Below are 24,428 nucleotides of genomic sequence, written 5' to 3' on the forward strand. Positions count from 1 at the left end.
ATGTCAGACTAACCCGTATGACAAGCTCGTCCTACCCGGTGGTTTCCGTGCTCCGGACCCGGCATACCGGGTATCTGCTGTTCACCTCCCTCCTCGGTCGGCTCCCTGGCGCGATGGCGGCTCTCGCGATCGTGCAGCTCGTCCGTTCCACGAGCGGGGATTTCGCCTTTGCCGGGCTGATCACGGCCGTCTACGTCGTAGCGGGCGCCGTGGGGCAGCCGCTCCTCGGCAGGCTGATCGATCGGCTCGGCCAGGTCGCTGTTCTCGCCGTCAGCGGCGTCCTGAGCTTTCTGGCGTTCACCGGTATGGCGTTGACGCTCGACCCGGCGCCGGGTGCTGCGGTTGCGCTTGCGGCAGCCGCGGGAATCTTCACGCCGCCGCTCGAGCCGGCGCTTCGTGCATTGTGGCCGCGGCTGGTGAGTCCCGGCCCCCAGCTGAAAGCGGCCTTCAGCCTGGACGCCGGCGCGCAGGAGATCATCTTCATCATCGGCCCCCTGCTGACCGTCGCCGGTATCGCCGTGCTCGGCCCGATCGGCAACCTGCTGTTCGCTGGCGGGCTCGGCCTGATCGGTGCGCTCGCCTTCATCGTCAACCCCGCCCCGAGAGCTGCCTCGATCAAGCGGCGCGGCGACGTCGCCGCGCACCGCGGCGTCCGGTCGCCCATTCTCATGCCCGCCGTGGCGCGGCTCGCCGCATTCACGTTCGGCATCGGCGTTCCCGTCGGCGCGCTCACCATCGTTGCGACCGCCTCCGAGGCGGCCCGAGCCGACGCAGGACTGGCGGGGTGGGTTCTCGCGGTGAACGCCGTGGGCGCTTTGATCGGCGCAACTGTGGTCGGCATCCGGCCACTCGGCTCCACGCCAGAGCGCCTGCTCACCCTGTGCGGCATCCTTCTGGCTGCCGGGTATCTCCCGCTCGCCGCCACAGCGCTTCCGACCTGGGCCTACGTCGTCGCCGCGGGAATCTCGGGGCTGATGCTCCCTCCGACGCTGGGTCAGGCCTTCGAACGCATCTCGCAACTGAGCCCGCCCGCTGCTCTCACCGAGGCGAACGGCTGGGTCGTCAGCGCCATGACTCTCGGAATCGGCGCCGGCACGCTCGTGGCAGGCGTCATCGTCGGCGCGTCCGGCACTTCGGTGGTCACGTGGATCGTTGTCGGCGCATCCGCGCTCACGGCGCTGTTGTCGCTGATCGCTCTGCCGAGCAGATCAATCCTCGTCCGCTGACGTCGACGGCGCACGCGAAGCGCTCCTCATCGGCCATGGATTGCGGAGATGTCCCATGAGCGCTTCGTTTCTGTGCGCGAGGGGGCGACACCGGGGAGAGGTTGCGCGTCACGCTCACCCGGAGAAACGAAAAGGGCCCCTTTCGGGACCCTTTTCATTTCTGTGCGCGAGGGGGGACTTGAACCCCCACGCCCTATACGGGCACTAGCACCTCAAGCTAGCGCGTCTACCTATTCCGCCACCCGCGCATGGGTGAGTCGCTTGCGCAACCGAAGATCGAGATTAGCACGTCGCCGCACCGCTCCGATAATCGCCGGGGCGTCCCGCGGAGGGTGGTGCGAAACGGGCGGGTTCCGCGTGACCGGTAGCGTAGGCGGCATGGCCTCCAGCTCGTCCGACCTGCCTGAAGTCGCCCGGATCGCGGCCGACCTCATCCGATTCGACACCTCCAACTACGGCGGCGGACGTTCGGAAGGCGAACGGGAAGCCGCCGAGTACGTCGGCGGGTACCTGGAGTCGCTCGGGCTGACGCCGGAGTACTACGAGCCGATCCCGCGGCGCACCAACGTCATGGCCCGCGTTCCCGGGCGCGACCCCCGCAAGCCCGCACTGGTGCTCCACGGACACCTCGACGTCGTCCCGGCGATCGCGGAGGACTGGAGCGTCGACCCGTTCGCGGGCGAGATCCGCGACGGGCTGCTCTGGGGCCGTGGCGCCGTGGACATGAAGAACATGGATGCCATGATCCTCACCTCCGTCGCTGACATCCTGCGCAGCGGTGGGATGCCCGAACGAGACCTCGTGCTCGCGTTCTTCGCCGACGAGGAGAACGGCGGCATCGAGGGCTCGGCGCTGGTCGTGCGCGATCGCCCGGAGTGGTTCGCGGGGGCGACGGAGGCGATCAGCGAGGTCGGCGGCTACTCGATCCCGGTCGGCGACCGCCGGGCCTACCTGCTGCAGGTGGGGGAGAAGGCCCTCGTGTGGATCAAGCTCGTCGCCCGCGGCCGTGCCGGCCACGGCAGCCGCGTCCATCCCGACAACGCCATCACGAGACTGGCCGAGGCGGTGGCCGCCCTCGGCCGCACGGACTGGCCCGTGCGGCTCACCGACACCACGACCCAGTTCCTCGACGCCCTCTCCGAACTCACCGGCGCCGGCACCGATGATCCTGACGCCCTCGCCGACCGCACAGGTGCCGCCGCGGCGTTCCTCCGCTCGACCCTGCGGACGACGGCCAACCCCACCGGCGTGACGGCGGGGTACAAGCACAACGTCATCCCCGATCGCGCGGAGGCGCTGGTGGATGTGCGGACCCTTCCCGGTACGGAGGACGCGGTCCTCGCGCAGATCGCGGAGATCGTCGGACCCGATGTGGAGGTCCAGATCGTCCACCGCGACATCGGCCTGGAGGTGCCCTTCGCCGGCGGACTCGTGGATGCCATGGTCGGCGCTCTCGATCGTGCGGATCCGGGCGTACCGGTCCTGCCGTATCTGCTGGGAGCGGGCACCGACAACAAGGCGCTGTCGAGCCTCGGCATCGCCGGATACGGGTTCGCCCCTCTGCGGCTGCCCGCCGACCTCGACTTCACCGGGATGTTCCACGGCGTCGACGAGCGCGTCCCCATCGACGCGCTCGAATTCGGGCAGGGTGTGCTCACCGATCTTCTCCGGACCTACTGAAAGGCGCGCATGCACGTCTTGGAAGCCATCATCCTGGGGCTCGTCCAGGGGTTGACCGAGTTCCTGCCGATCTCCTCGAGCGCGCACCTCCGCATCGTCGGGGAGTTCCTGCCGTCGGCGACCGACCCCGGTGCGACCTTCACCGCGATCACGCAGATCGGCACCGAATTAGCGGTGCTCGTCTACTTCTGGGGAACCATCGTGCGGATCATCTCGCGGTGGGCGCAGTCCCTGGCCGGCCGGGTGCCGCGCAATGACCCGGACGCGCGGATGGGGTGGCTGATCATCCTCGGAACCATCCCGATCGGCGTGCTCGGGTTCCTCTTCCAGGACGTCATCCGCGATACGTTCCGCAACCTCTGGCTGGTCGCGACCGTCCTCATCGTCTTCGGCCTGCTGCTGGGTGCCGCCGACCACTGGGGCAAGCGCCGGCGGGAGCTGACGGACCTCACCTACCCGCACGGCGTGGCGTTCGGATTCGCGCAGGCGCTCGCGCTCGTTCCGGGGGTGTCGCGGTCCGGGGCGACGACGACGCTCGGCCTCGCCCTGGGCTACACCCGTCCCGCCGCCGCGGAATATGCCTTCCTCCTCGCCGTTCCGGCGGTGTTCGGCAGCGGCTTCTACGAGCTTCTCCAGGCCTTCGAGGAGCCGGGCGGCCCGTACAACCTCGCCGAGACGGGGTTGGCGACCGTGGTCGCCTTCGGAGTGGGCCTGGCCGTGATCGCGTTCCTGATGCAGTACATCAAGCGCCGCAGCTTCCTGCCGTTCGTGATCTACCGCCTCGTCCTGGGCGCGGTGCTGATGGTCTTGCTCGCCACCAACGTGCTGCAGCCGACCTGATCGGCCGCGCCCACCGTCTCAGCGGCGGGGAGGCTCGTCGCGGCCCGGCTTGCCGGGGCCGTCGGTGCGGCGCCGGAGGTACCGCTCGAACTCCTGCGCGATCGCGTCGCCGGATGCCTCGGGGGAGTCCCACGTGTCGCGTGTGCGCTCGAGCTGCCGGATGTACTCCGTCATCTCCTCGTCGTCCGCTGCGGCGGCATCGATCGACGCCTCCCACGCGGCGGCCTCACCCGCGAGGTCTCCGCGCGGAACCTCGGCGCCGGTGACATCTTCCAGCCGGTCGAGGAGCGCCAGGGTCGCCTTCGGAGAGGGCGTGTGGCCGGCGACGTAGTGCGGCACGCTCGCCCACAGACTGGCCGAGGGGATGCCCGCGGAATCCGCGACGCTGGACAGCACGCTGAGGATCCCGACCGGACCCTCATAGCTGCTGCGCTCGAGCTCGAGCACGTCCCGGAGGCGTTCGTTCTCGCTGCCGGCGAAGACGGAGATCGGCCGCGTGTGCGGCACGTCCGACATCATCGAGCCGAGCGCGACGATCCCGGTAATGTCCTCGCGGAGCGCCACATCGACGAACTCGTTCGCGAAGGCCTGCCACGCGCGCGCCGGCTCGGCGCCGGTGAGGAGCCACAGCTGCGTTCCGCTCCGGCTCGGGTGGGAGGGCTTGTAAAGCGTGGCCTCGGGCCAGCGGAGCGACCGATGTCCCTCGCCGTCGGTGACGATGTGCGGACGCGTGTACTGGTAGTCGAAGTACAGCTCCGGATCCACCGAGAACACGGGCTCGTACGCGCCCTGCGCGCGCAGGAGCGACACCGCAGCCGAAGCAGCCTCGCCCGCGTCGTTCCAACCGTCGAAGGCGGTGACCAGAACCCGGCGACCCAGTGCGTCCACGCAACCTCCTCAGACCGTCGCTGCGATCACTCCAGGATAGGCGCATCGGGCTGTGACCGGGCCGGGGGCGGCGGCGGGGGCGCGGCCCTCCTGGTTACGATGGACGGATGACTTCGCCCCGGCTCGCCGCTGTCCTGTGGGACATGGACGGCACGCTCGTCGACACCGAGCCGTACTGGATGGCGGCCGAATCCCCTCTCGTGGAACGGTTCGGCGGGACGTGGTCCCACGAGCAAGCGCTACAGCTCGTGGGCCTCGGGCTCGAGGACTCCGCCCGCATCTTCCAGGACGCCGGCGTCGCGATGAGCGTGCCCGACATCATCGATCACCTCACCGATGACGTCATGGCGCGCCTGGCGGCCACGGGCGTGCCGTTCCGTCCCGGTGCGCGTGAACTGCTGGCCGACCTGAAGGCGAACGGGGTGAAGACGGCCCTCGTGACGATGTCGGTCAGCCGGATGGCGCAGAGCGTGGTCGACCTCATGGACTTCGACGCGTTCGACGTCATCATCGCCGGCGACGACGCCACCCGCCCGAAACCGCATCCCGACGGATATCTGCAAGCGTGCGCGGCGCTCGGGGTCGACCCGGCCGATACCGTCGCCATCGAGGACTCTCCGAACGGCGCGCGCGCGGCGCTGGCCAGCGGCGCGGTGACCCTCGGGGTGCCGCTGATGCTCTCTCTCACCGGTGTGGGCGCGCACGCGCTGTGGCCCACCCTGGACGGACGCAGCACAGAGGATCTGCGCGTGCTCCACGCCGCGCACGCGCGACAGCCCCTGCAGGCGCAGCACCCGGAGGCAGGACGATGACCGACATCCCGCACCTGAGTGGCCCGTTCCGCATCGGTGACCGCGTCCAGCTGACCGGACCCAAGGGGCGGCTGCACACCATCACCCTGCGCGAGGGCGGCGAGCTGCACACCCACCACGGGGTGCTGCCGCACGCGACCCTGATCGGCCAACCCGACGGCAGCGTCGTCACCAACAGCGGCGGTCACGACTATCTGGCGCTGCGGCCGCTCCTGCGCGACTTCGTGATGTCGATGCCGCGCGGTGCGGCGATCGTCTACCCGAAGGATGCGGCGCAGATCCTGGCGCAGGCCGACATCTTCCCGGGCGCCGTCGTCGTGGAAGCCGGCGTGGGCTCGGGCGCACTGGCCCTCTGGCTCCTGCGCGCGATCGGCCCCGCGGGGCGCCTGGTGTCCTTCGAACGCCGCGAGGACTTCGCCGAAGTGGCGCGCGCCAATGTCGAGACGGCTCTCGGCGCGCAGCCGTCGACGTGGCAGCTGGTCGTCGGCGACCTCGTCGAGACGCTCCCCGACACCGTCGCCCCCGCATCCGTCGACCGCGTGGTCCTCGACATGCTCGCGCCCTGGGAGTGCATCGACGTCGTGGCCGACGCCCTGATCCCCGGGGGCGTCGTGCTCTGCTACGTCGCGACGGCCACGCAGCTCAGCCGCGTCGCCGAGTACCTGCGCGGCACCGGGCTGTTCACCGAGCCCGAGGCGAGCGAGACCATGGTGCGGGGCTGGCACGTCGAGGGCCTGGCCGTACGGCCCGACCACCGCATGGTCGCGCACACCGGCTTCCTTCTCACCGCGCGCCGCCTGGCGCCCGGCGCGATGCCACCAGACGTGCGGCGTCGCGCGCTCAAGAAGCCCACGTACGCCGATGACGACGTGGAGGTCTGGACGCCCGGTGCCGTCGGGGATCGTGAGATCACGGACAAGAACCTCCGCAAACGCGTGCGCGAAGCGCAGCGGGCCGCCGAGGGAGTGCGGCAGGCGGCCGAGCGGGGCGGCGAGAACCCCACCCCTTAGACTGTTGCGGTGCGCAGAACCCCCGCTCTTCTCACCCTGACAGCGCTGGCCGCCTTCGGTCTCGTCGGCTGCTCGGCCCCGTCGGATGCGACGTGCAACCCCACCACCCGTAACGCGGAGGCCCTCGACCTCGTCGATGTGTCGGGGTCGGAAACCGGCGAACCCACGGTGCAGGTGCGCACGCCTTTCCACGTCGACTCGACCGCCTCGACGGTGCTCGACCGGGGCGACGGCCCGGCGATCGTCGACGAGAACCAGCTCGTGGTGCTCGACATCACCGTGAACAGTGGCGAGACCGGCGAATCGGTCATCGCGACTCCGTACAACGGGGACCTGACGCGGGTCTTCACCGTGTCGGAGTGGCTGCAGGGCTTCCCCGGCCTCGCGACGGCCTTGGATTGCGTGACCGAGGGCTCGCGGGTCGTCGTGGGTCTGGCCCCCGACGACCTCGCCGAAGGCGCTGCCAACAGCATCGGCCTCGATGAGGGCGAGTCCGCCGTCGCCGTCGTGGACGTCCGCAAGGTGTACCTGCCCAAAGCCGACGGAGCCGACCGGTTCACCGAGGGTCACGGTCTCCCGACCGTCGTGCGCGCGCCCGACGGGCGTCCCGGCATCATCGTCCCCGACGCGACCCCGCCGAGCGACGTGGTCGTGGAGGTGCTCAAGCAGGGTGACGGCCCCGAGATCACCGCCGACGACACCGCGCGCGTGCACTACACGGGCGTCGTCTGGGAGACCGGCGAGGTCTTCGACACGACCTGGGGCGCCACGCCTGCCGCGGTGTCGCCGGAGACGCTTCCCGCGGCGGTGGTGTCAGCGCTGGAGGGGCAGAACGTCGGCTCGCAGGTGCTCATCGTCCTGCCTCCGAGCGAAGGAACGGGTGACGAGCAGGAGGGCGCGATCCCGGGCGGGTCGTCGCTGGTGTACGTGATCGACCTCCTCGGCATCGACGGGTGAAGCCCGCCACACCGCCACGGCGCAGGCGCGGCCGACCGACGGGCGCGAACGTAGGATGTCACAGTGCCTATCCGACCGGTGAAGAACGCTCCTGAGGAGCGTCTCGTCAACCTCGTCGTGGCGCTCATGGCCACCGAGCAGGGACTGACGAAGGACACCATCCTGTCCTCGGTCGCGGGGTATCGCGAGCAGGTCGACTCCGGTGCATCCAAGGACGCGCTGGAGAAGATGTTCGAGCGCGACAAGGAGAGCCTCCGCGGGCTCGGGGTTCCCATCGAGACCATCGGGGACTACGCCGACCCGGATGATCTCCGTGAGGCGCGTTACCGCGTCCCCACCGCGGAGTACTCGCTGCCGGATGACATCACGTTCACGCCCGCCGAAGTCGCGCTGCTGAACCTCGCCGGCGGGGTGTGGGGGTCGGAGTCGCTTTCGACCGACGCGCGTAGCGGGCTCCGCAAGATCCGCGCGCTGGGCATTCCGGTGGATGAGCCGATCATCGGCTACGCCCCGCGGATCAGCCTGCGTGACCCCGCTTTCCCTGCGCTGCAGACGGCGATCGAGCAGAGTCGCGTCGTTCACTTCCCCTACCTGCGCCCCGGTGATTCGGCGCCGCGCGCGCGCCGCATCCGCCCTCTTGCGCTGGTGGAGTACGAGGCGCGCTGGCATGTGTTCGGGTACGACGTCAACATCGACGCCGATCGCACCTTCCTTCTTTCTCGCATCGTCGGGGAGGTCGAACTGACCCGGGACCGATTCGATCCGGCATTGCGCGACGGAGCGGGGGAGAGGGCGCTGTCGGGTCTGCAGGCGGTCGCGGCCTCCCAGACCGCGCTCCTGGAGGTGCACCCCGGCACCGAAGCGGCGCTGAGGCTCTCTCGACGAGCGACGCCCGCTGACCAGGGCATCCGCGTGCCGTACGTCGATGTGCATGTCTTCGCCGACGAGCTCGCCTCCTACGGCCCCGAGGTGCGCGTCGTCGAACCGGAGGAGCTGCGCCAGCAGGTGATCCGGCGCCTCGAAGCGACCCTGGCGCTGCACGGAGGTGGCGCATGACGACGGGTAAACCGATGCTCGCCACCGACCGCGCCGCGCTCATGCTGCAGCTCGTGCCCTATCTCATCGGCAAGGGCGAGGTGTCGATCGTCGAGGCGGCCGATGAATTCGAGGTGACCCCCGAGCAGATGCGCGGCATGGTGGAGAAGCTCACGGTCATCGGCCTGCCCGGTGACGGCGGGTTCTGGCAGCTGCCGAACGACCTGTTCGACATCGACTGGGATCTCCTGGACGCGCGCGACATCATCTCGATCACCAACTCCGTCGGGCTCGAGCGGTCGCCCCGACTCACCGCGCGCGAGGCGGCCGCGCTCCTCACCGGCCTGCAGCTGGCACGCACCGTTCCCGGCGTGGGCACGGGCGAGCTCATCAACGGGCTGCTCGCGAAGCTCGCCCGCGGTGCGTCCTCGGCACCGGCTGACGTCATCGTCGCGCCAGGACCGGTCGATGGGGTGCGGGACGTCGTCGGCGATGCCCTTCGGCGCGGCGTCGCGGTGTCGTTCACCTATAAGGCGCCCGATGCCGCGGCCACCACCCGCACGGTGGACCCCGTGAAGGTGCACATCGCCAACGGCTCGTGGTATCTGCAGGGGTGGTGCCACATGCGCGAAGCGGTGCGGACCTTCCACCTCGACCGGGTGCGCGACCTCACCCTCACCGACATTCCGATCACCCATGGCGCCGAGCCCGTGCCCGACCTGTTCGAGCCGGGGGAGAACGACGTCGTCGTGCGCATCCGCTTCCCCTCCGCCATCGCGCCGCTGATCGGTGACTACCTGGACCGCGCCCGGACCGAGACGACGGGGACGACGACGATCGCACACATCCAGGTCGCCGACGAGCACAGCCTCAAGCGGCTCGCCGCCCGCCGCGGCGGTGAGGTGGAGATCCTCGACCCGCCGGCCGCGCGCAGCGCCGCAGCATCCTGGGCCCAGGCCGGGCTGGCGCAGTATCGCTCCGAGGCTTAACCTCGTCGCGCCTCGGGCGCCGTGCAGGTGCGCGGGTTACACTGGGGGCTTCCCGTAGAACTCGAGGAGACCTCATGGCCGGCTTAACCGGATGGCACTTGCTGATCGTCCTCGCTGTCATCCTTCTCCTGTTCGGCGCGGCGAAGCTGCCGGCCCTGGCCAAGAGCGTGGGCCAGTCGGCCCGTGTGTTCCGTGGCGAGATCAAAGAGATGAAGAAGGAAGACGCCGCGGAGTCGGCGTCGGCACCCGCCGTTCCCGACGTGCGCACTCCATCGAACGTCTCGGTGGACCGGCCCGGCGGGACGCCCCACACTCCCTCCTGACCCGCCGTGGTCACCACGGAACCGCCGAGGGTGGGGGATCAGCCCCGGTCGCCGCGACGCGGTGATCGCCGCATGTCGCTGGGCGCGCACCTCGTGGAGCTGCGCAAGCGTCTGATGTTCGCCGCCGCGGCGTTGATCGTCGGCATGACGGTGGCGTTCTTCATCACCGACCCCGTGATCCACCTCATCACGGAGCCGATCCGTCAGATCGCCGCCACCGACAACGAGGAAGCGCGCGTCGAGTTGATGTTCACGACCGTCACCAGTGCGTTCGACCTGCGACTGCGGATGTCCTTCGCCATCGGTCTGCTCCTATCCGCGCCGGTGTGGCTGTGGCAGATCTGGGCGTTCATCATGCCCGGGCTGACCCGCAAGGAGATCCGCTATACGGTCGGCTTCATCCTCGCTGCCGTCCCGCTGTTCTTCTCGGGGTGCGCCGTGGGCCTGTACGTGATGCCGCACATCGTCGAGCTGATGAACACGTTCGTTCCCAACGAGGGGGTCTCCTTCTACGACGCCTCCTACTACTACGACTTCGTCTTCAAGCTCCTCATCGTCATCGGTGTGGCATTCGTGCTCCCCGTCTTCCTCGTCGCGTTGAACCTGGCGGGGGTCATGAGCGGAAAGGCGATCATCAAGGGATGGCGCGTCGCCGTGCTGGTGGCGACCGTGTTCGCCGCGCTGGCCACGCCGGCGGCGGATGTCATCAGCATGCTGCTGCTCGCGGGCATCCTCGTCGTGCTGTTCTTCGCCGCCGCCGGCGTGTCGATGCTCTTCGATCGTCGCCGTCGCAAGCGCGATGCTGCCTTCCTCTCGTCGCAGGCCTCCTCGTGAGCGACCCGAGCCCGGCCGAGCGGTTCGCGCGCGCCTCCCGGAGGGCGCAGCATCCGCTGACCGTCGAGTTCGCCGCGGCGCAGAAATTCGAGCTCGACGACTTCCAGATCGCGGCCTGCCAGGCGCTCGAAGAGGGCCGTAGCGTGCTGGTCGCTGCACCGACCGGCGCGGGCAAGACGATCGTGGGGGAGTTCGCCGTCCACCTGGCGATGAACGAGCCGGGGGAGAAGGCGTTCTACACCACCCCCATGAAGGCCCTCTCGAACCAGAAGTTCCGTGAGCTCGTCGAGGTCTACGGGGCGGACGATGTCGGTCTCCTCACCGGCGACACGAACATCAACGCCTCGGCGCGCATCGTCGTGATGACCACCGAGGTCCTGCGCAACATGCTGTACGCCGACTCGTCGGCACTCCGCGGGCTGCGATACGTGGTGATGGATGAGGTGCACTACCTCGCCGATCGGTTCCGCGGCCCGGTGTGGGAGGAGGTCATCCTCCACCTTCCCGCTTCGGTGCGGATCATCTCCCTCTCCGCGACGGTTTCCAACGCCGAGGAGTTCGGCGACTGGCTGGACACCGTCCGCGGCGATACCCAGGTGATCGTGTCGGAGGTGCGTCCCGTCCCTCTCGAGCAGCATGTGCTCGTGCGCGGCGACCTGCTTCCCCTCTTCGATGACCGCGCGGGCGTGGCCACCGCCCAGGTCAACCAGGAGCTTCTGCGCATCCGGTCGGGATCCGGTGCGTCGTACGAGAACAACCGGCGCGCGCAGAGCTACCGGTCGGCGCAGCAGGCCGGCACCGCACCCCACGGCCGACGACCGCCGCGCGGCGGCCAGCGTCCGGTCCGCTCGGCGAACGTCCAGCGCATCGAGCGCTTGGATCGGCCGGACGTGGTCGAGCTGCTGCGGCGGGCGAACCTGCTGCCGGCGATCTTCTTCATCTTCAGCCGCGCCGGCTGCGACGGTGCCGTGCAGCAGGTGCGGCGCGCGAACCTGCGTCTGACGACACCGGAGGAGCGCCGGGAGATCCGCGAGATCGTCGAGGAGCGTACCCGCACGTTGCGCGACGAAGACCTCGCCGTCTTGGGCTTCTGGGAGTGGCGCGACAACCTGGAGAGGGGTGTCGCCGCCCACCACGCCGGGCTTCTCCCGGCCTTCAAAGAGGTCGTGGAGTATCTCTTCCAGCGGAAACTCGTCAAGGCGGTTTTCGCGACGGAGACCCTCGCCCTCGGCATCAACATGCCCGCGCGCACGGTCGTGCTGGAGAAACTGGAGAAGTTCAACGGCGAAGCGCGCGTCGCGATCACGTCGGGGGAGTACACCCAGATCACCGGGCGAGCCGGACGCCGCGGCATCGACGTCGAGGGCCACGCGGTCATTCAGTGGACCGAGGGTCTGGATCCACAGGCCGTGGCCGCCCTCGCCTCCCGGCGCACCTACCCGCTGAACTCGAGCTTCCGCCCCACGTACAACATGGCCGTGAACCTCATCGACCAGTTCGGCCGCGCTCGGGCGCGGGAGATCCTCGAATCCTCCTTCGCGCAGTTCCAGGCAGACCGCGCGGTCGTGGGTCTCGCCCGGCAGGTGCGCGAGGCCGAGGAGTCACTCGCCGGATACGCGCAGGCGATGACCTGCGACCGGGGTGACTTCCGCGAGTACTCCGCGATCCGGCGCGACCTCTCCGAGGCGGAGAAACTCAATCGGCGCGACGCCACCGCGTCCCGCGCGACGCGGGAGAAGCGTCTGCGGGAGATCTCGTCGCTGCGCAAGCGGATGCAGCGGCATCCGGCCCATTCCTGCCCCGACCGGGAGAACCACGCCCGGTGGGCGGAGCGGTATTGGAAGCTCAAGCGCTCCACGGACAAGATCCGGGCGCAGATCTCGGCGCGCACGGGCACGGTGGCGCGCATCTTCGACCGCGTGGTGGATGTGCTCACCGAGTTGCACTACGTCGTCGTCGAGGACGACGGGTCGACACGTCTCACCCCGACCGGTCGCACGATGCGGCGCATCTACGGCGAACGCGACCTCCTCGTGGCGGAGTCGCTGCGCCGCGGGCTGTGGACCGGCCTCGACGCCCCGGCGTTGGCGGCCATCGCCTGTTCGCTCGTCTACGAGCCGCGCCGCGATGACGCAGGGCCGGGCGAGCACGGGTTGCCTCGCGGGGCGTTCCGCCCCGCGCTGGAGGCGACGGAGAACCTCTGGCAGGAGCTGGACGACCTCGAGCAGGCGCACCGGCTGCCCGGCACCGAACCGATCGCCGCGGGTTTGGCCAGCGCCATCCACCAGTGGACGCGGGGTGCGCCGTTGGATCGCGTCCTCGCGGACGCCGACATGGCCGCCGGCGACTTCGTGCGCTGGGCCAAGCAGACGATCGACCTGCTCGATCAGCTGTCGCTCGTCGCCGACCCGCCGGTCGCGGGTGTCGCGCGTCGCGCACTCGAGGGCGTCCGGCGCGGCATCGTCGCCTACTCCACCGTCTGACACAGCGCGCGATCAGCATCCCCCGATTAAGGTCGATTCGTGCCCCGACACCGCCCCCTGCTTCCGCTGTGGGCTGCGGTGCTCACCGCGGGCGTCGGGGGGCTGGTTCTGGATGCCGCCTTTCCCGATATCGGCTGGTGGCCCCTGGCTTTCGTCGGGGTAGCGTTCGCACTCGCCTCCCTCATCGGACGGAGCGTCGGCGGCGCGCTGCTGGTCGGCTCCGTTTTCGGCGCGGCGTTCTGGTTCGTCCACGTCTCGTGGACCACCCGTTACCTGGGGATCGTCCCGTGGTTCGGCCTCGCCGGTGCCGAAACCGTCTTCTGGGCCGTCGGCTCCATCCCGATCATGCTGGCGTACCGGTGGCTGCCGCGGGTCCTCCCGGCGACGTGGGGGCGCCTGGTGGTGCTCCCCGTGCTCGTCGGAGGCCTCTGGACGATGCGGGAACTCGTGATGGGCTCCTGGCCGTACACGGGGTTCCCGTGGGGGCGCATCGGAATGAGCCAGTCCGAGAGCCCCCTCGCCTCTCTCGCGTCGTGGGTCGGGGTGACCGGGCTGACGTTCCTCATGGTGGCCTTCACCGCCGCGGTGCTCGAGTGGGTGCGGCTCGCACGATTCCGCGACCTCCGTACCGTCATCCCCGTGGCCATCCTCGCCGTCGTTCTGCTCGCCGTTCCTGCCTTCCCGACCACGGGCACCGGATCCCTGCGCGTGGGGAGCGTCCAGGGCAACGGGCCCAGCGGCTACTTCGACCCGCGCGCCCCGGGCGACGTCCTCAACGCGCAGCTGGGAGCCACCTCGCCGCTGCTGGACGAGAACCTCGACCTGCTCGTGTGGCCGGAGGGAAGCGTCGACGCCGACCCGCTGTCCGATCAGGGAACCGCGCGGATGCTGGACGCCCTGGCCGCGCGCGTCGACGCGCCCCTGCTCGTGAACGCCGCCACCGCACGGGGCAAGGACATCTTCAATACGTCGATCCTCTGGACCGCCGGCGAGGGCCCCGCCGCGGTGCACGACAAGACGCATCCCGTGCCGTTCGGCGAATACGTCCCCGACCGATGGTTCTTCGAAGCGCTCGTTCCGGACCTCGTCGGACTGATCGGCCGCGAGTACACGCCCGGCACCAACCCGCCGCTCGTCGACCTCGGGGGCATCGGCATCGGCTTGGCCATCTGCTTCGACGTCATCTACGACGATGTCCTCTGGGAGGGGGCCCGCGGCGGTGCGGAGCTCTACGTGTTCCAGACCAACAACGCCGACTTCCGCGACACCGACGAGAACCTTCAGCAGCTCGCTTTCGCCCGCATGCGTGCGATCGAGACCGGGCGCGCCGTGGTCAACATCTCCACCGTCGGGACGAGCCAGGTCATCGCGCCCGACGGTGCCGTCGTCGACGCGCTGCCGGCCGGCGAGGCGGGGACGATGCTCACGGACGTGCCGCTGCGGGAGGGACTCACGCCCGCGGTGCTGATCGGCTCCGCCGTGCAGGCGATCGTGGGGTGGGGGAGTGCGCTCGCGCTCCTCGCCGTCGGTCTGGTCGTCCTACTGCGGGGCCGCCGCGCCGGCCACTCGCGCTGAAACGACGACGCCGGCCCCCGCGGGGACCGGCGTCGGTGTGAGTGTGAACTCAGGCGGAAATCTTCTCGGTCGCCCCGGCGGAACCACCGCGGCGGGCGCGGATGTAAGCCAGACGCTCTTCGAGCAGCTCCTCCAGCTCGGGAAGCGTGCGCCGCTCGAGCAGCATGTCCCAGTGGGTGCGAGGAGCCTTGTCTTCGCTGTGGTCGACGGTGGCGGTGTTGTCGCCGATGCGCAGCAGAGCCTCGGCTCCGCAGGTGCGGCACTCCCAGGACGGGGGTACCTCCGCGTCGGCGGCGAACGTCAGTGTCGTGTCACGTCCACAGGACGTGCAGGTGTAGATGTGCTGTGCGCGGTCGTGGAACACGACGCCCTCTTCGCTTTGTAGGCTCTGGGCGCCGAGTCGGACTCCGCGCAGACTGCGGTCTGCCATTGTAAGGTCCTCTCGTCGCTGTTCAGGTATAACGTCTTGACCTGGGCGATCCATCCGAACGGCTGCCCTCGGCCGGGCATTCACAGATGATGCTCAGCGGGGCTGTCAAGATGCCAGCGTCAGGGCCACATCGGCGCGGTCGGTGATCAGTCCGTCCACCCCGGCGTCGAGCAGTCGCAGCATGTCGGCAGGGTCGTTGACGGTCCATACATGTACTTCGATTCCGTGGGCGTGGGCGGCCTCGACGAGCCTGGGCGTCAGCACGCGCACGCGACGATGGCGTTCCGGAATCTGCAGCGCGTCGAGCCCCTCGAGGGCAGCGTCGGCACGGCGACGACTCCGCACGGCGAGGGCCGCCACCAGCCGTCGCAGTACCTGCGATCCGGGCGATGTCGCGGGCGCGGGCCGTGCGCCGTGCCGTACGGCGGCGGCCAGTGCGGCGTGGCGCCGTTCGTCGGAGAAGCTCGTCAGCAGCACCCGCTCGGCGTGCGGAGCGACCAGCCGCCCCACGGCATCCTCCGCTCCGTCCTCCTTGACGTCCAGATTGAAACGCAAGGTCGGGAACGCATCCAGCGCCTGCTCGAGGGTGAGAAGACCTCCGCGCGGGGCCAAGAGGTCCGTCAACTCTGGCAGCGCCACCTCCGCGACCGGGCGGGGGAGGCCGGCGACGCGCTGCAGGTCCTCGTCGTGCAGCAGGACGACCGTCCCGTCCGCCGTGAGGCGGCAGTCCGATTCGACGAACTCCACGCCGGCGGCATGCGCCTCGGCCACGGCGGCGAAGGAGTTCTCCACCACACCGGCTGCTGCAGCATCCGCGGTCACGAGCCCACGGTGTGCCAGGACCCGCGGCCGTGCGGCGCCGCGGAAATAAGGGTGCGTCACGACGAAGCGGGCCGCCCTGATTCGAGGTCGCCCGCCCCTGCGGGAAGGGTCGACCGGGCCTCGGCCGCGATGTCGTCCGCGGCCGACGCAGCCTCCCGTGCCGCAGCGAGCGCCTCATCGGTGCCCGGCGACGGGGCGGGGGGCTTGGGGGCGCGCGGAGCACGGGGCCCGCCCGGCTCGGAGTGACGCCCGCCGAACGCGTCGCCGATGCCCTTGAGCGCCTCGGTCAGTTCGCTGGGGATGATCCACAGTTTGCTCGAGGGACTGTCGCTGATCTTCGGCAGCGTCTGCAGGTACTGGTACGCCAGGAGCTTCTCGTCGGGCTCGCCGGCGTGAATGGCGGAGAACACCATCTGGATGGCCTCAGACTCACCCTGTGCCCGCAGCACTGCGGCCTGCTTGTCACCTTCGGCGCTGAGGATCTCCGCCTGCCGGCGCCCCTCCGCTTCGAGGATCTGCGACTGCTTCGACCCCTCCGCCGTGAGGATCGCGGCGCGGCGGTCGCGCTCGGCGCGCATCTGCTTCTCCATGGAGTCCTGGATGGAGTGCGGCGGATCGATCGCCTTCAGCTCCACGCGGCCGACGCGGATGCCCCACTTGCCGGTCGCTTCATCGAGCACCACGCGCAGCTGCCCGTTGATGTTGTCGCGGCTGGTGAGGGCCTCTTCCAAGTTCAGGCCGCCGACCACGTTGCGCAGCGTCGTGGTGGTGAGCTGCTCGACAGCGCCCAGGTAGTTCGCGATCTCATAGGTCGCCGCGCGCGCGTCGGTGACCTGGAAGTAGACCACCGTGTCGATGGAGACGACCAGGTTGTCCTCGGTGATGACCGGCTGCGGCGGGAAGGACACGACCTGCTCGCGCATGTCGATGAGGGGGCGCACCCGGTCGATGAACGGCACGAGGATGTTCAGGCCCGGCTGCAGCGTCTTGTGGTAGCGCCCGAGGCGTTCGACGACACCGGCGGAGGCCTGCGGGATGATGCGGATGGCGCGGAAGATCACCACCAGGACGAAGATCAGGACGGCGATCGCCAGCGTCCAGCCGATCACGGCCGGGATGACCTCTGATGCGGTCATTCGGACAGCTCCTCAGGTCGGGGGCGGACAAAGGCCGTGGCGCCGTCGATCCGGGCGACGCGGACCGGAGTGCCGGGTTCGATCTCGGTGCGTCCTTCGCTGCGCGCGGTCCACACGTCCCCGTTGGCGAGTTTCACCTGACCGGTCACGCTCGAGACGGTTGCCAGGACGCGCCCGTCCAGACCCAGGAGCGCCTCCACGTTCGACGGTCTCGTGTCCGAACTGCGGTGCAAGCGGCGCAAGAGGGCGGGGCGCAGGGCCAGGAGGAGCACGGCGGCCACAGCGGCGGCGGCGATCACCTGCAGCCACAGCGGGGCTCCGAGGATGTCCGCACCGAGGCCGGCGAGGCCGCCGATCGACAGCATCAGGAACGTCAGATCGAGGGTGAGCATCTCGACGACGAGGAAGATCAGCATGAGGACCAGCCAGCCGATCCACGCCCACTGCTCGATGATCTGGAGTAGCTCCATCGTGCGCGCCTCCCTGTGGGTCGAAAGTATCACGCGCCGTTTCTCACGGACCCGGATTGGTAGGGTCGAACAGCGGCCGCGCCACGTCGTCGGCGCGGCACAGGAAACCCAAGACTTCAGGAGCTCCCGTGTCTCAGATCCTCCCCCCCGATTCGCTGCGCGGCAAGACCGCCCTCGTGACGGGATCCTCCCGCGGCATCGGCGCGGACACCGTGCGTTACCTCGCCGAGGCCGGCGCGAACGTCGTGGTGAACTACCGCAACAAGGCTCCTCGCGCCGAGAAACTGGCCGGAGAGCTGCGTGCCCTCGGCGCCGAAGTGCTCGTCATCGGTGCCGACCTGACCGACGACGCATCCGTGCAGGCGATGTTCGCCGAGGTGGAGCGGGCTTTCGGTGCCCTCGACATCCTCGTGCTGAACGCCTCCGGCGGCATGGAGGCCGGGATGGGCGAGGACTACGCGCTGCAGTTGAACCGCGATGCGCAGGTGCGTGTGCTGCAGAACGCGCTGCCGCTGCTGGGTGACGGGGCGCGCGTGGTGTTCGTCACGAGCCACCAGGCGCACTTCATCCGCACGACCCCGACCATGCCGGAGTACGAGCCGGTGGCCCTCTCCAAGCGCGCCGGTGAAGACGCGTTGCGCGAATACATCCCCGAACTCGCCGAACGCGGCATCGGGTTCGTGGTCGTCTCCGGCGACATGATCGAGGGCACCATCACCGCGACCCTGCTCGAACGGGCCAACCCCGGCGCCATCGCGTCGCGCCGCGAATCGGCCGGGCGACTGTACAACGTGTCGGAGTTCGCCGCCGAGGTCGCCCGCGCGGCGATCGACCCCATCCCGGATGATTCCACGCGGCTCGTCGGCGACACGTCGTCCTTCGCGGGGGAGTGAGCATGCGGGCATCCGACATCGAGCACCTCGTCGCGGTCGCTCGCCCCGCGATCGCGCGCGATGGCTCGTTCGCCGTCTTCGCGACGTCGCGTCCCGACATCGCTGCCAACCGCAACGTCGGGCAGCTGTGGCGCATCGATCTCCCCGGCGGATCGCCGCGCCGGCTCACCCGCGGCATCGCGGATTCCGCTCCCGCGCTCACGCGGGACGACACACGGGTGGCATTCCTGCGCGGTGACGCCAAGGGACGCGCGCAAGTGTTCGTCGTCGCATCCGGGGGAGGGGAGCCCATGCAGGCGACCGACGCCCCGTCGGGCGTCGAGGGGTTCGCGTGGTCTCCCGACGGCGCGCGGCTGGCATACACCGCGCGGATCGCGGAGAAGGGACGATACGGAACGGTCGAGGGGCTGGATGCTCCGGCCGAGGCCCCGCGGCGAATCACCGGCATCCGCTGGCACGCGAACGGCCTGGGTTACGTCGCCGACCGCCCGGCGCAGCTGTTCGTGATCGATGCCCCGTCGGTGGGTGCCGAGCCCTTCTACGAGCCTGCTCCGCGCGTGCTGGCCGAGGGTGAAGAAGCGCCGGTCAAGACGCTGGTGGCGGACGAAGCCGTCGCGCTGACGGAGGGCCCGGCCAGCTGGCACGGCGCCACGTGGACGGCCGACGGCCGCGAGATCCTCGTCATCCCCGACGTCATCGAGCGGGGCGAGCGCGACCTGCGGAGCCGAGTCGTCGCCATCGCCGCCGCTGACGGCACGACGCGCGAGGTGCTGGGGACGGCGGCGAACCTTTCCGTAAGCGACCTTGCGGTGGCTGACGATGGCACGGTCTTCCTGCGGGCCAGCGACGCGGGAACCCGCGGGATCGACTTCGTGGCGCCAGGGGTGGCGCTGTGGATCCTCGAGGCGAACGGACCCCGCGCGCTCACCGACCCCGAGACCATCGACCTCGGCGAAGTCGGCAGTGCGCTCACACCGGCCGGCGACGACGTGCTCGTGCAGGACCGTACGCGCGGGCGGATGCGGGTGCTCCGCGTCACCCGGGCCGGGGAAGTCTTCGAGGTCCTCGGCGGCGACCTCGAAGCCGTCGGCGTCGCCGCGGCGGGGGAGCGGATCGTCGCAGCGGTCGCGACGCCCGAGTCGTACGGCGAGCTCGTGCTCCTCGATGCCGGCGCACCCGCTCGCGTCCTCACCGACTTCGGGCGGCCGCTCGGTGAGCGGGGAATCGTGTCACCCCGCGAACTCGAGGTGACCGCCCGCGATGGGTACCCGGTGCACGGATGGGTCGCCACGCCGGAGGGGAGCGGCCCGTTCCCGGTCATCCTGCAGATCCACGGTGGTCCGTACGCCTCGTATGGCGTGCACGTCTTCGACGAGACGCAGGTACTCGTGGACGCCGGTTACGCCGTCGTCTACTGCAACCCGCGCGGCAGTGCCGGGTACGGGCGAGCACACGGCCGCGCCATCCGGGGCGCCATGGGCACCCTGGACTACACCGACATCATGGACTTCTTCGAGGGGGCGCTCGCTGCGGACCCCCGCTTGGACGGCGGGCGCGTGGGGATCATGGGCGGCTCCTACGGCGGCTACATGACGGCGCGGGTCATCGCGCACGACCACCGCTTCGCCGCAGCGATCGTCGAGCGGGGATTCCTCGACCCGGTGTCCTTCCAGGGAACCAGCGACATCGGCAGCTTCTTCGGTGACGAGTACGTCGGTACCGATCCGGACGGGATCCGGTCGCAGAGCCCGATGGCGGTGGTCGACCAGGTGACCACGCCGACCTTCGTCGTGCACTCGGAACTGGACTTCCGATGCCCGCTCGAGCAGGCGACCCGGTACTACACCGCCCTCAAGCGCCAGGGCACCGAGGCGGAGATGCTCATCTTCCCCGGCGAGAATCACGAGCTGACCCGCGCGGGGCAGCCGCGCCACCGCATCGAGCGGTTCGACGCCGTGCTGGACTGGTGGAAGCGGTATCTCCCCGCCGACGCCTGAAGCGCGCCCGGCACCGGCAGTCCTGAGCCGACGGTTCACCGTGCGCTTCGGGAGGGGATGAACGTTCGCGAGGTCGTGTGCACCTGGGGAGGGGATGAGCGTTCGGGAGGTCGTATTCGCCCGGATCGGCCCTCCGTTGTGCACATCTCCTCCCGGCCTGCCCGCTGCTACCGCCCGGGCGGGTGAGCGCCGGGGATGGAGGCGTGGCGCTCAGTGTGGGCGTCTGGTCTGGCGTTCGGGTGTGCGCTTCGGGAGGGGATGAGCGTTCGGGAGGTCGTATTCGCCGGATCGGTCCTCCGTTGTGCACATCTCCTCCTGTGCTGCCCGCTGCCGACGGCCCGGGCGGGGCGAGTGCCGGGGATGGGGGGAGTGGCGTTCGGCGAGATCCGGAGCTTGGGTGTGCGCTACGGGAGGGGATGAGCGTTCGGGAGGTCGTATTCGCCGGATCGGCCCTCCGTTGTGCACATCTCCTCCCGAACGGCCCACGACGGGCCCGCGCGCACTGGGGCGAGCGTGGCGGAAGTGCGGCGCGCTCCGCCGCGCGCGGGGTCAGACGGACTAGCGCCCGAAGGTGACCGCCCGCACGATCTGGACGATGCCCAGCACGATGAGCGAGACGCCCAGCAACACCCAGAGCAGGGCGACGTACATGGGAGTGAGCAGGAGCACGATGCCGGCCAGGATGCTGACGATCCCGAAGAAGACCGACCAGCCCTTCGAGCCGGCGGTACGCAGGGTCGCCAGCGTCACGATCCCCTCGGCGACCCACAGAGCGCCGATGATGATGCCGAGCGCGATCGCGAATCCCGTGGTGGCCGCCGCGAGATTGACCAGCGCCACCACACCCGCGATGACGAACAGCACGCCGAGGACGGCGTAGCCGACGCGACTCCATCCGCCTAAGAACCGCGAAAATATGCCCAGTCCGACATATACCAGGCCGGCGACGATCACCCAGATGGCGATGATCGCGACCCCCACCTCCGCGGTGCGTCCGGGCCACACGAAGATGAGGATGCCGACGATCAGCGAGAGAGCGCCCGAGACGCCGAGCGCGACGCGGATCGCCGTGGTGGCGCTGCGCTGAAGCGAAGAGTCGAGAGACATGAATGCCTTTCTGTGCGGGGGAGAAGCCGGGCTTCGGCCCCACCATAGGGCACCGGCTGCGCCGCCGGGAGAGGCCTCAGTGCAGGAGGGCGGCGGCCAGGAAGAGGATGGGGATGCACCCGAGCGTTGTGACGAAGATCGTGTCACGCGCGATGATCTCACCCACGCCATAGCGCTGTGAGAAAAGGAACGCGTTCTGCGCCGTGGGAAGCGCCGCGAGCACCACGACGATGCGCGTCTGCTCGGGGGAGAGGGCGAAGGCCATGGCGAGTAACCAGGCAACGAGCGGCATGGCCACGAGCTTCAGAGCCGAGGCGAGCAGGACGTCGACCCGCCTTCCGGGAGCGGTGAGCACCCGCTGCCCGTGGAGGGACATGCCGTAGGCGATGAGCAACACGGGGATTCCGGCATCCGCGATCAAGGTGAGCGGGTCGAGCACGATGGGGGGCAGATCGATACCTGTCAGCGCAACGACGACACCGAGCGCCGCGCCCCACAGCATCGGGTTCCGGACGGTCTGGGCCACGATGCGGCGCCATGAGAGCGACCCGGTCGTGGCTGCATCCAGCAACGCGAGCGTGACCGGCATGAACACGAGCAGCTGGAACAGCACGACGGGTGCCGAGTACGCCGCGTCGCCGAGGATGTACAGGGACAGCGGGATTCCGATGTTGTTGGCGTTGACGTAGCCGCTCGAGAAGGAGCCGACGACCGTCTCACCGAGCCCGCGCCGGAGGACGAGGGCGGCGATGAGCGCGTAGAGCGCGAACATCACGAGCGCTGTGAGCGCGGAGACCGGCAACAACGCGGAGAAGAGGGTGTGCACGTCGGCACCGGCGAGGATGACGAAGAGCAGGAACGGCGAGAGGACGAAGAACGTCAGACGGCTGAGCACCGGGAGTCCGGAAGGCCCCAACAGCTGGGTGCGGCCGAGAATGAAGCCCACGGCCACAGCGAGTCCGACGACGGCGAAGCCGGTGAGGATGCCGGTCATGCCGCGGTGCGGGGGAGCGGCGATGTCCTCACGGGGTCGAGCTTACGGGGGCCTCAGCCCTTCCCCTTGCCCTTTTCCTTGTCCCCGGGGGCTGGTGCGTCCTTGCCCGGCCCGTTGTTGCCGGGCGCCGGATCGTCCTTCTTCCCGGGTTCCTCCTTGTCTTTCTTTCCCGGCCCGCCGTTGTCGGCGCCGTTGTTCCCCGGACCGCTGTTGCCGCTGCCGTTCCCACCGCCCGTGTCCGTGCCGTTTTCCGCGTCGGTCGGAACGACGTCGTCGGGAACGACCGTGACCGTCGGCTCCGTCGCCTGCTCCGGGGTGGGCTGTTCGGGCGCCGGGGTCGAAACCGGAACAGCGAGCGCGGCGAGGTCCGCTCGGACCAGCAGGATCGTCGCGAGGATCTCGTCGGCTTCGTTCGCGGGGAGGCCACCCGCATCCCGGGCGGCAACGACACGCGTCTCCACCTCGTCGATCGAGGACTCTGCCGCGGCCAGATCTCCCGAAGCGGCGGAGCCGGCGGCATCCACCACGAGCGTGCGGAGATCGTTCGCCGGCGACGGCGTGGCCGAGCAGCCGGCGATCGTCAGGGCGGTCACGAGAGCCGTGGCAAGGACCCACGGGATGCGGCGGGCTGCACCTGCTCCAAGTCTCATGGCTGCACCTGCTCCAAGAGCTGGCGAAGATGCTCGCCGAGTGGTTCGGGGAGTGCGGGCAAGGTCGGTTCCGGAGCCGGCGTCGCGCCCGGGAGCAGCAGAGCCACGGTGATGGCGGCCGCGACGACGAGGAGGACCACAGCCGCCGTTATCCACCACCCCCGGCGTGAACGGCCCCCGTGCGGGACGGCATCGCCGGCGGGGGGAGTGACCGACGGGAGCGGCGGCGGCGCACCGATCGCCGTGGCCGGAGCCGGGAACGTCGTCGACGTGGCGGCAGGGCCGGTGAGCACCTCGGTAGGAGGAAGGAGGCGCAGCGTGGGACGGTCAGCGTCGTCGGGGACAGGGGGGCGCGCCGCGGGTTGCGTGATCGCCGCGGGATCATCGGTCTCCGCGGCCCCGGTTGAGCGCAGGAGCAGAGCCGCGCGCTGCACGGCATGAGCGTCGGGACGAGAAGCCGGATCCATCGCGGTCATCGCTGTCAGGAGGTTCCGCCAGTCGTCCGGCAGGCTCGCAGGAACCTCGGGCGAGCGTACGAGACGGGCCACGAGGGCCTCGTGCGGGGTGACCTGAGGGTACGCCCGTTGCCCGGTGAGCGCCTCCAGGAGCACGAGCCCGAGGGCGTACACGTCCGCAGCGGGCGACGGCGAATCGCCGCGTGCCTGCTCCGGGCTGAGGTACGCGGCGGTACCGATGAGTGTCCCGGTCGCCGTGACGCGAGCCGAGTCGATGAGGTAGGCGATGCCGAAATCGGCGAGGGTCGCGCGAGGCGGCTCGGAGGGCAGCGGCGCCGGACGCAGCAGCACGTTGGACGGCTTCACGTCGCGATGCACGACGCCGCGGGCATGGATCACGTGAAGCGCCTCGGCCAGGTGGGCGGCGAAGGCGGCGGCCGTGGCAGCATCCACCGGACTCTCGCGGATGCGCTGGCCGAGGGTCGGACCGTCGATGAGTTCCATCACGAAGTACGGCGGGTCTTCATCCAGGCGCGCGTCGAACAGCGTGACCAGCGAGGGATGCGTGAGAGAGGCCAGGACGCGCGTCTCCGCGGCCACCCGTGCGCTGTCCGGATCATCCGGAGCGGCCGCGGCGAAGATCTTCAGCGCGACGGCACGGTCCAGGCGTTCATCGACTGCACGGTAGACGCTGGCGTACCCGCCGCGGCCGACCAGGCCGCCCAGGCGGTAGCGCCCGCCGAGAATCGTTCCGGTGAGGGGCGCGACAGGCGGGTCGACGACGCCCGTCATCGCAGCCCCTCACACCCAGCCATGCAATTG

Annotated in this window: 23 protein-coding genes and 1 tRNA gene; 14 read left to right on the forward strand and 10 right to left on the reverse strand. The window is 69.9% G+C overall.

Annotated features, from left to right (window positions below):
- Positions 1–17 precede the first annotated feature (17 nt).
- On the forward strand, positions 18–1,226 hold the full coding sequence (locus AC4FS2_RS05315) for an MFS transporter (protein WP_491153077.1): 1,209 nt from the start codon (positions 18–20) through the stop codon (positions 1,224–1,226).
- 163 nt (positions 1,227–1,389) lie between these two features.
- On the opposite strand, the gene AC4FS2_RS05320 is transcribed toward AC4FS2_RS05315, so the two are convergent.
- A tRNA-Leu gene (locus AC4FS2_RS05320) sits at positions 1,390–1,474 on the reverse strand.
- Positions 1,475–1,604: 130 nt separating this feature from the next.
- Between AC4FS2_RS05320 and AC4FS2_RS05325 the strand changes: the two genes are divergently transcribed.
- Positions 1,605–2,906, forward strand: a complete 1,302-nt coding sequence (locus tag AC4FS2_RS05325) for a M20/M25/M40 family metallo-hydrolase (RefSeq protein WP_491176524.1) — start codon at positions 1,605–1,607, stop codon at positions 2,904–2,906.
- 9 nt (positions 2,907–2,915) lie between these two features.
- Positions 2,916–3,746, forward strand: a complete 831-nt coding sequence (locus AC4FS2_RS05330; RefSeq protein WP_491153074.1) for an undecaprenyl-diphosphate phosphatase — start codon at positions 2,916–2,918, stop codon at positions 3,744–3,746.
- A gap of 18 nt (positions 3,747–3,764) precedes the next feature.
- On the opposite strand, the gene AC4FS2_RS05335 is transcribed toward AC4FS2_RS05330, so the two are convergent.
- Positions 3,765–4,634 (reverse strand): PAC2 family protein, encoded by an 870-nt coding sequence (locus AC4FS2_RS05335; RefSeq protein WP_491176526.1) that lies wholly within the window; start codon positions 4,632–4,634, stop codon positions 3,765–3,767.
- Between the two features lie 107 nt (positions 4,635–4,741).
- Here AC4FS2_RS05335 and AC4FS2_RS05340 point away from each other — a divergent pair, with 107 nt between their 5' ends.
- The 9 genes from AC4FS2_RS05340 to lnt all read left to right on the forward strand — a co-directional run bounded on the left by AC4FS2_RS05340 (position 4,742) and on the right by lnt (position 14,652).
- Complete coding sequence (locus AC4FS2_RS05340; RefSeq protein ID WP_491176527.1) at positions 4,742–5,446, forward strand: HAD family hydrolase; 705 nt, start codon at positions 4,742–4,744, stop codon at positions 5,444–5,446.
- Positions 5,443–6,456 carry a tRNA (adenine-N1)-methyltransferase gene (locus tag AC4FS2_RS05345; protein WP_491176529.1) on the forward strand — a complete coding sequence of 338 codons (1,014 nt, stop codon included), beginning with the start codon at positions 5,443–5,445 and terminating at the stop codon, positions 6,454–6,456. Before AC4FS2_RS05340 ends, AC4FS2_RS05345 begins: the two co-directional genes overlap by 4 nt.
- A gap of 9 nt (positions 6,457–6,465) precedes the next feature.
- Entirely contained in the window at positions 6,466–7,413 is a 948-nt protein-coding gene (locus tag AC4FS2_RS05350) for an FKBP-type peptidyl-prolyl cis-trans isomerase (RefSeq protein WP_491176531.1), read from the forward strand.
- A 126-nt stretch (positions 7,414–7,539) separates the two neighbouring features.
- A complete protein-coding gene (locus AC4FS2_RS05355) occupies positions 7,540–8,469 on the forward strand; it encodes a helix-turn-helix transcriptional regulator (RefSeq protein WP_491155639.1) in 930 nt (309 codons plus the stop codon).
- Positions 8,466–9,437, forward strand: a complete 972-nt coding sequence (locus AC4FS2_RS05360) for a helix-turn-helix transcriptional regulator (RefSeq protein WP_491153064.1) — start codon at positions 8,466–8,468, stop codon at positions 9,435–9,437. Before AC4FS2_RS05355 ends, AC4FS2_RS05360 begins: the two co-directional genes overlap by 4 nt.
- 74 nt (positions 9,438–9,511) lie before the next feature.
- Complete coding sequence (gene tatA / locus AC4FS2_RS05365; protein WP_491176533.1) at positions 9,512–9,760, forward strand: Sec-independent protein translocase subunit TatA; 249 nt, start codon at positions 9,512–9,514, stop codon at positions 9,758–9,760.
- 72 nt (positions 9,761–9,832) lie between these two features.
- Entirely contained in the window at positions 9,833–10,594 is a 762-nt protein-coding gene (tatC, locus tag AC4FS2_RS05370; protein ID WP_491176535.1) for a twin-arginine translocase subunit TatC, read from the forward strand.
- Positions 10,591–13,077: a DEAD/DEAH box helicase gene (locus AC4FS2_RS05375; protein ID WP_491176537.1), complete on the forward strand. Its 2,487-nt coding sequence runs from the start codon at positions 10,591–10,593 to the stop codon at positions 13,075–13,077. Before tatC ends, AC4FS2_RS05375 begins: the two co-directional genes overlap by 4 nt.
- A gap of 39 nt (positions 13,078–13,116) precedes the next feature.
- Entirely contained in the window at positions 13,117–14,652 is a 1,536-nt protein-coding gene (gene lnt / locus AC4FS2_RS05380) for an apolipoprotein N-acyltransferase (protein WP_491153056.1), read from the forward strand.
- A gap of 49 nt (positions 14,653–14,701) precedes the next feature.
- Here the strand turns inward: lnt and AC4FS2_RS05385 are convergent, their stop codons facing one another.
- From AC4FS2_RS05385 to AC4FS2_RS05400, 4 genes are all read right to left on the reverse strand, one after another.
- A complete protein-coding gene (locus AC4FS2_RS05385; RefSeq protein ID WP_491153054.1) occupies positions 14,702–15,082 on the reverse strand; it encodes an RNA polymerase-binding protein RbpA in 381 nt (126 codons plus the stop codon).
- 105 nt (positions 15,083–15,187) lie between these two features.
- Positions 15,188–15,964 (reverse strand): glycerophosphodiester phosphodiesterase family protein, encoded by a 777-nt coding sequence (locus AC4FS2_RS05390; RefSeq protein WP_491153052.1) that lies wholly within the window; start codon positions 15,962–15,964, stop codon positions 15,188–15,190.
- Positions 15,961–17,040, reverse strand: a complete 1,080-nt coding sequence (locus AC4FS2_RS05395; RefSeq protein WP_491153051.1) for an SPFH domain-containing protein — start codon at positions 17,038–17,040, stop codon at positions 15,961–15,963. The genes AC4FS2_RS05390 and AC4FS2_RS05395 overlap by 4 nt, the downstream gene beginning before the upstream one ends.
- Entirely contained in the window at positions 17,037–17,510 is a 474-nt protein-coding gene (locus AC4FS2_RS05400; RefSeq protein ID WP_491153049.1) for an NfeD family protein, read from the reverse strand. The genes AC4FS2_RS05395 and AC4FS2_RS05400 overlap by 4 nt, the downstream gene beginning before the upstream one ends.
- A 128-nt stretch (positions 17,511–17,638) precedes the next feature.
- Here AC4FS2_RS05400 and AC4FS2_RS05405 point away from each other — a divergent pair, with 128 nt between their 5' ends.
- Positions 17,639–18,403, forward strand: a complete 765-nt coding sequence (locus tag AC4FS2_RS05405; RefSeq protein ID WP_491153047.1) for an SDR family oxidoreductase — start codon at positions 17,639–17,641, stop codon at positions 18,401–18,403.
- 2 nt (positions 18,404–18,405) lie between these two features.
- On the forward strand, positions 18,406–20,400 hold the full coding sequence (locus AC4FS2_RS05410) for a S9 family peptidase (RefSeq protein ID WP_491153045.1): 1,995 nt from the start codon (positions 18,406–18,408) through the stop codon (positions 20,398–20,400).
- Positions 20,401–20,958: 558 nt separating this feature from the next.
- Here the strand turns inward: AC4FS2_RS05410 and AC4FS2_RS05415 are convergent.
- The 4 genes from AC4FS2_RS05415 to AC4FS2_RS05430 form a co-directional block, all read right to left on the reverse strand.
- Positions 20,959–21,507, reverse strand: a complete 549-nt coding sequence (locus tag AC4FS2_RS05415) for an HdeD family acid-resistance protein (protein WP_491153043.1) — start codon at positions 21,505–21,507, stop codon at positions 20,959–20,961.
- Positions 21,508–21,583: 76 nt separating this feature from the next.
- Positions 21,584–22,501, reverse strand: coding sequence for an AEC family transporter (locus AC4FS2_RS05420; protein ID WP_491153041.1), 918 nt, complete (start codon positions 22,499–22,501; stop codon positions 21,584–21,586).
- A 53-nt stretch (positions 22,502–22,554) separates the two neighbouring features.
- Positions 22,555–23,151, reverse strand: a complete 597-nt coding sequence (locus AC4FS2_RS05425; RefSeq protein ID WP_491153039.1) for a hypothetical protein — start codon at positions 23,149–23,151, stop codon at positions 22,555–22,557.
- On the reverse strand, positions 23,148–24,398 hold the full coding sequence (locus AC4FS2_RS05430; protein WP_491153037.1) for a serine/threonine-protein kinase: 1,251 nt from the start codon (positions 24,396–24,398) through the stop codon (positions 23,148–23,150). The genes AC4FS2_RS05425 and AC4FS2_RS05430 overlap by 4 nt, the downstream gene beginning before the upstream one ends.
- Between the last annotated feature and the right edge of the window lie 30 nt (positions 24,399–24,428).

This window comes from Microbacterium sp. Z10_103 (assembly GCF_058310455.1).

Bases quoted from the DNA above. Each gene is read 5' to 3' on its own strand.
- AC4FS2_RS05315 (WP_491153077.1), top strand. From the start codon at position 18: ATGACAAGCTCGTCCTACCCGGTGGTTTCCGTGCTCCGGACCCGGCAT.
- AC4FS2_RS05325 (WP_491176524.1), top strand. From the start codon at position 1,605: ATGGCCTCCAGCTCGTCCGACCTGCCTGAAGTCGCCCGGATCGCGGCC.
- AC4FS2_RS05330 (WP_491153074.1), top strand. From the start codon at position 2,916: ATGCACGTCTTGGAAGCCATCATCCTGGGGCTCGTCCAGGGGTTGACC.
- AC4FS2_RS05340 (WP_491176527.1), top strand. From the start codon at position 4,742: ATGACTTCGCCCCGGCTCGCCGCTGTCCTGTGGGACATGGACGGCACG.
- AC4FS2_RS05345 (WP_491176529.1), top strand. From the start codon at position 5,443: ATGACCGACATCCCGCACCTGAGTGGCCCGTTCCGCATCGGTGACCGC.
- AC4FS2_RS05355 (WP_491155639.1), top strand. From the start codon at position 7,540: ATGGCCACCGAGCAGGGACTGACGAAGGACACCATCCTGTCCTCGGTC.
- AC4FS2_RS05360 (WP_491153064.1), top strand. From the start codon at position 8,466: ATGACGACGGGTAAACCGATGCTCGCCACCGACCGCGCCGCGCTCATG.
- tatA (WP_491176533.1), top strand. From the start codon at position 9,512: ATGGCCGGCTTAACCGGATGGCACTTGCTGATCGTCCTCGCTGTCATC.
- tatC (WP_491176535.1), top strand. From the start codon at position 9,833: ATGTCGCTGGGCGCGCACCTCGTGGAGCTGCGCAAGCGTCTGATGTTC.
- AC4FS2_RS05385 (WP_491153054.1), bottom strand. From the start codon at position 15,082: ATGGCAGACCGCAGTCTGCGCGGAGTCCGACTCGGCGCCCAGAGCCTA.
- AC4FS2_RS05395 (WP_491153051.1), bottom strand. From the start codon at position 17,040: ATGACCGCATCAGAGGTCATCCCGGCCGTGATCGGCTGGACGCTGGCG.
- AC4FS2_RS05400 (WP_491153049.1), bottom strand. From the start codon at position 17,510: ATGGAGCTACTCCAGATCATCGAGCAGTGGGCGTGGATCGGCTGGCTG.
- AC4FS2_RS05410 (WP_491153045.1), top strand. From the start codon at position 18,406: ATGCGGGCATCCGACATCGAGCACCTCGTCGCGGTCGCTCGCCCCGCG.
- AC4FS2_RS05415 (WP_491153043.1), bottom strand. From the start codon at position 21,507: ATGTCTCTCGACTCTTCGCTTCAGCGCAGCGCCACCACGGCGATCCGC.
- AC4FS2_RS05420 (WP_491153041.1), bottom strand. From the start codon at position 22,501: ATGACCGGCATCCTCACCGGCTTCGCCGTCGTCGGACTCGCTGTGGCC.
- AC4FS2_RS05425 (WP_491153039.1), bottom strand. From the start codon at position 23,151: ATGAGACTTGGAGCAGGTGCAGCCCGCCGCATCCCGTGGGTCCTTGCC.
- AC4FS2_RS05430 (WP_491153037.1), bottom strand. From the start codon at position 24,398: ATGACGGGCGTCGTCGACCCGCCTGTCGCGCCCCTCACCGGAACGATT.